Origin of the sequence: Citrobacter sp. wls757 (assembly GCF_005280935.1) — a bacterium.
Lineage (GTDB): Bacteria > Pseudomonadota > Gammaproteobacteria > Enterobacterales > Enterobacteriaceae > Citrobacter > Citrobacter portucalensis.
On record NZ_SZWU01000015.1, the window covers coordinates 127,364 to 131,666 of the forward strand.

General features: G+C 53.2%; 4 protein-coding genes. 3 read left to right on the plus strand and 1 reads right to left on the minus strand.

The features are described from left to right. On the minus strand, window positions 1-727 hold a 727-nt coding region (locus FDW94_RS02410; protein WP_249358255.1), incomplete at its 3' end, for a LysR family transcriptional regulator. Between the two features lie 273 nt (window positions 728-1,000). Here FDW94_RS02410 and FDW94_RS02415 point away from each other — a divergent pair. The 3 genes from FDW94_RS02415 (at window position 1,001) to FDW94_RS02425 (ending at window position 4,251) form a co-directional block, all read left to right on the plus strand. Then, window positions 1,001-1,642, plus strand: a complete 642-nt coding sequence (locus FDW94_RS02415; RefSeq protein WP_137377084.1) for a hydrolase — start codon at window positions 1,001-1,003, stop codon at window positions 1,640-1,642. Window positions 1,643-1,815: 173 nt separating this feature from the next. Beyond that, window positions 1,816-2,361 (plus strand): antibiotic biosynthesis monooxygenase, encoded by a 546-nt coding sequence (locus FDW94_RS02420; protein WP_003830975.1) that lies wholly within the window; start codon window positions 1,816-1,818, stop codon window positions 2,359-2,361. A gap of 21 nt (window positions 2,362-2,382) precedes the next feature. After that, complete coding sequence (locus FDW94_RS02425) at window positions 2,383-4,251, plus strand: amidohydrolase (RefSeq protein WP_100272841.1); 1,869 nt, start codon at window positions 2,383-2,385, stop codon at window positions 4,249-4,251. Window positions 4,252-4,303 lie beyond the last annotated feature (52 nt).

Consider the following 4,303-nt stretch of genomic DNA (forward strand, 5'->3'; position numbering starts at 1 on the left):
GGGGGAGAAATCCGCAGCCCATACCGGCTCGTAGTAGCATCACCTTACTGTGGAAGTCATCGACGCGGATTTGCGCCTGTTCCTCCATCAGATTGGTTTGTAACGGATGGCAGAAGCGGGCGCTGTCGCTGATAACAATCGCCCGATGCAGGCATAACTGTTCGTTGGTCAGGCCGTCAGCTGCTGCGGCCAGCGGATGCTCAGGCGCAACGACAAACACATTGTCCAACGTGCCGAGCATTTTATAGGACCAGGCTGCAGACGTTGGCGGTTCATTAATTGCCCCCAGAATAATATCGGCTCCATTATGGGTCAGCTCCTCCCAGGAGCCCGCCAGCGTATGGTGGGTAAAACTGAGGCGAGTTTGCTTATTCAGCGCATGAAATTCATCGATAATGGGCAACAGCGCGGCGAAAGGGAAGGAGTCGTCCAGCGCAATTGCCAGCTCTTTTTCCCAGCCTGAACTCAGCTGTACCGCCTGCTTTTCGAGATCTTTTGCCGCATTCAGCAGCAAACGCCCTTTTTCCAGCATCATCTGTCCGGTATCGGTAAATTTTGCCCGGTGCCCGGAACGGTCAAGCAGCTCGATATTCAAATCGCTTTCCAGCTTCTGAATCATATAGCTGAGTGCGGCAGGGGTTTTAAACAGCGACTCGGCCGCTGCGGCAAATGAACCCTGTTTGTCGAGAGCGTCGAGAATAAGCAAAACATCCAGATTAATGCGCATAAGCAGAAAATATCCTGAAAATTAAACCCTTCTGTTGTACCGAATGAAGAAAAACAATGCCAGTGAATAAATTAGATGAGTCATGCGCATTTTTTTGATGTTGTTTAGGATATATCGCAACACAAAATTAATAGTTTCACAGGATGGTAAGTTTTCTTTAATAACTCGTTAGAAATTTCCCGCTATACTCAACAAGCTTTCTGATTCAGGATCCTGCTGCTGACGGCAGATACAGACCGTTGCCTTTTAACTTATTGATTAAGAAGGTGTGCTATGTCTATTCGGGAACTGATTGACCCTCAAAACTCTACGCTTATTTTTATTGATCATCAGCCGCAAATGTCATTCGGTGTGGCGAATATTGATCGCCAGACTTTAAAAAATAATACCGTGGCATTAGCGAAAGCCGGGAAAATATTCAATGTTCCGGTGATTTATACTTCTGTAGAAACCAAAAGTTTTAGCGGATATATCTGGCCGGAATTGTTAGCGGTTCATCCTGATGTCAACCCCATTGAACGCACCTCAATGAACTCCTGGGAAGATGCGGCGTTTGTGAAAGCAGTGGAAGCGACCGGGCGTAAAAAACTGATTATCTCCGCGCTGTGGACCGAAGTATGCCTGACTTTTCCGGCGCTGATGGCACTGGAGGCAGGCTATGAAGTTTATGTGGTAACGGATACCTCTGGCGGCACGTCCGTAGATGCTCATGAGCGTTCTATCGACCGCATGGTACAGGCAGGTGCCGTACCCGTAACCTGGCAACAGGTTCTTCTCGAGTACCAGCGCGACTGGTCCCGCAAAGAAACCTACGACGCCGTAATGGATCTGGTACGCGAGCACAGCGGCGCCTACGGTATGGGCGTGGATTATGCCTATACAATGGTGCATGGCGCGCCGGAACGTAAAGCTTAAATACATGTCATCCTTCATGTTGCATCTTTGTTGGCTTCGCTTGCGTACCCCGGTCACTTACTTATGTAAGCTCCCGGGGATCCACAACCTTGCCGCCTCGATGCACCATTAATGATTTTGTGTATTGCTTTCCTGGCCTAAGCGGCCTGTTTCCTGTCAACAAGGAACCCTTCATGGCGCAGAACAAACATGTGACGTTGGTAATTACTCACACTCTGCTACCTGAGCAGGCGCAGAGGTATGAGCAGTGGCTGGGGAAAATCATGCCTGTAGCGGCTGAATTTCCCGGTCATCTCGGGGCGAACGTGATTCGCCCGGCAGATGGCAACAACCTGTGGAACATCATTATCCGCTTCGACACGCTTGAGCATCTGTATAGCTGGACCCAGTCCGATACTCGCCGCGTGTTGGTCGAAGAGATTGCTCCACTGCTGGCTGAAGGTGACAAAACCGAAATTCGCACCGAAGCAGCGTTCTGGTTTACGCCGCCCGCGCCCCATGTACGCCAGCCCAAACGCTGGAAACAGTTTCTGATAACCCTGCTGGTGATATTTCCCAGTACCAATCTGGTGCCGTGGTTGACCGGCATTGTGTTGCCTGCAATGAAGGGCTCGTTACTCCTGCATCTCATCAATGATGCCTTTGTGGTTGCGCTGGTGGTCTGGTTCTGGATGCCCATCGTAACCCGTCTGTTTGCCGGATGGCTGAAAAAAGCCTGACCGGTATCTCAGGAGATTGTTATGTCTCAAACTGCCACACTGATTCTGACTCACGGAAAAATTCATACTCTCGACAGGCAAAGTCCGCAGGTCGAGGCGGTGGCGATCGCCAACGGAAAGATCCTGGCGACCGGTAGCCACGAACGGGTAATGAGCTTTGCCGCCGAAGGGACGCAGGTTGTCGATCTGCAAGGACATACGGTGATCCCGGGCCTGAACGATTCGCACCTGCACCTTATTCGTGGTGGACTGAATTACAACCTGGAATTGCGTTGGGAGGGCGTGCCGTCACTGGCGGACGCGCTACGCATGCTCAAAGACCAGGCTGACAGAACGCCGTCGCCACAATGGGTACGTGTGGTGGGCGGCTGGAGTGAATTCCAGTTTGCCGAACGTCGCATGCCAACCCTCGAAGAACTGAATGAAGCCGCTCCTGATACTCCGGTTTTTGTTCTGCATCTCTACGACCGGGCTTTGCTCAACCGCGCCGCGCTGAAAGCGGTTGGCTATACCAAAGCGACGCCGGATCCGGCGGGCGGTGAGATTGTGCGTGATAGCAACGGCAACCCAACCGGAATGCTGATCGCTAAACCGAACGCCATGATCCTTTACTCGACGCTGGCAAAGGGACCAAAACTGCCGCTGGAAATGCAGGTTAACTCGACCCGTCAGTTTATGCGTGAACTGAACCGTCTGGGACTGACCAGCGCCATCGATGCGGGCGGCGGCTTCCAGAACTACCCGGAAGATTACGAGATCATTGAGCAGTTACACGCTAACAAACAGATGACGGTACGTATTGCCTACAATCTGTTTACACAGCGTCCGAAGCAGGAACTGGAAGACTTTGAACGCTGGACCGATATGCTCAAGCCAGGGCAGGGAACCGACTTCTATCGTGCCAACGGGGCGGGGGAAATGCTGGTCTTTTCTGCAGCGGATTTTGAAGACTTCCTTCAGCCACGTCCGGATCTGCCGGAGGGGATGGAAGATGAGCTGGAGCGCGTGGTTCGTCACCTGGTGGAGCATCGCTGGCCGTTCCGCCTGCACGCCACCTACGATGAATCTATCAGCCGAATGTTGGACGTATTTGAGAAAGTTAATCGTGATATCCCGTTCAATGGCCTGCACTGGTTCTTCGATCACGCCGAAACAATTACTGAACGGAACATTGAGCGTGTAAAAGCACTGGGCGGCGGGATTGCGGTCCAGCACCGTATGGCGTTCCAGGGAGAGTATTTTGTCGATCGCTACGGCAAAGACGCGGTTAAACATACGCCGCCGGTGGCGAAAATGCTGGCGGCTGACGTTCCGGTCGGGCTGGGGACTGACGCCACCCGCGTGGCCAGCTACAACCCGTGGACCGCGCTCTACTGGCTGGTTTCGGGCCGTACCGTTGGCGGGATGGCGATGTACGATGATAACAACCGTCTGCCGCGTGATGTTGCCCTGGAACTGTGGACGGCCGGTAGCGCCTGGTTTTCCAGCGAGCAGGGTAAGAAAGGGCGCATCGAGAAAGATCAACTGGCCGACCTGGTGGTGCTGTCTAAAGATTACTTCAGCGTGCCGGAAGAAGAGATCAAAGGTATCGAGTCGGTGATGACCGTTGTTGATGGCAAAGTGGTTTACGCCGCCGGGCATTTCACCCCGCTGGCACCACCTGCTATTCCGATTGTGCCGGACTGGTCGCCAGTGGTGAAGGTGCCGGGGCACTATCGCTCAGCGCCACCTGCTGCGGCGAAAATTGGCGCAATGGTGCAGATGCACCAGTGCTGCGGCAGCTGCGGCGTACACGGTCACCAGCATGATATTGCGCGGAAATCGGGGATTCCGGTGTCAGATGACCGGGCTTTCTGGGGCGCGCTTGGCTGCTCCTGCTTCGCGTTTTAATCGCTTATCGGATCTGCTAACAATAAAAAAGGCCCGCATTTGCGGGCCTTTT